This is a genomic window from Xanthovirga aplysinae, from assembly GCF_009711365.1.
Taxonomy (GTDB): domain Bacteria; phylum Bacteroidota; class Bacteroidia; order Cytophagales; family Cyclobacteriaceae; genus Xanthovirga; species Xanthovirga aplysinae.
Genome location: NZ_SMMB01000258.1, coordinates 1 through 884 on the forward strand (window position 1 = coordinate 1; position 884 = coordinate 884).

General features: G+C 30.0%; 1 pseudogene. It reads right to left on the bottom strand.

Annotated elements, in window-relative coordinates:
• Positions 1-516 (bottom strand): annotated as a pseudogene (locus E1171_RS00640) (DUF4875 domain-containing protein); the annotation flags it as partial.
• Positions 517-884 lie beyond the last annotated feature (368 nt).

The following is an 884-nucleotide window of genomic DNA, read 5'->3' on the forward strand; positions in this document are numbered from 1 at the left end:
TTTTTTTATGTCTTTAGTATCATAAATTTTATACTCTATTTGCGGGAGTTTAACCTCTGTGGTTTCTATTTCAAGTTCTTTCGCTATGTATTCTACCAATAGATCTTTATCAAAACAAAGGCTGCTTAATAAATTTGTACTTGGGAATTTACTTTGGTTTTCAAACCAAAGAGAGGCAATTGACAACTCTTTATCTGTTAATGTTTTCTCTGTAGATCTTACAAGCCATTTTCCTGATTTAAAGATTGTTGGGTCAACTCCAGGTAATCCAAAAGTACCTTTATTATCTGCAGCATAATCTACCTGTGTATAATATACCTGGGTTCTCACTAACTGCTTATTAGGTACAAGGAGGATTGATGTTAAATCAAATTGATATTTATGATTAATTTCATATGCTACTAGCATTGCAGTGTGCACTAATTCCTCAAATGTTTGTGCATTAGATACAATGGTAAATCTTTTAACCGTTCGCTTCTTTGTTGTCAATTTGATAGTTTCTTCTGTAACTATCTCATAATCTTTTGCAAAACTTAACTTAGATTATATCGACGGGCATGAGGAAATTAAAGTAACAAAACTCAGTATTAATATTAATAAATAGTTTGTCATGATATCTTTTTAGAAGCTTACTAACGATAAGTGTATGGTGCTATACCTATCCCGTGGGGTAGCTATGCACTATACAAGTTGTTATCTTCTTTTTGTTTGTTTAAACCATTTTAATTTTTGTTTAGATTAACTACTTCAGCTTTTTCGAATATCTCAAAAATATTTAAAATTAATCTTATAGGAATATTGATTTTATATTCCGCATATAAAGCATTACGAATATCTAAGATAGATTTTTTGCCATCGCTATAACTTGCAATTATGTCTTGAAA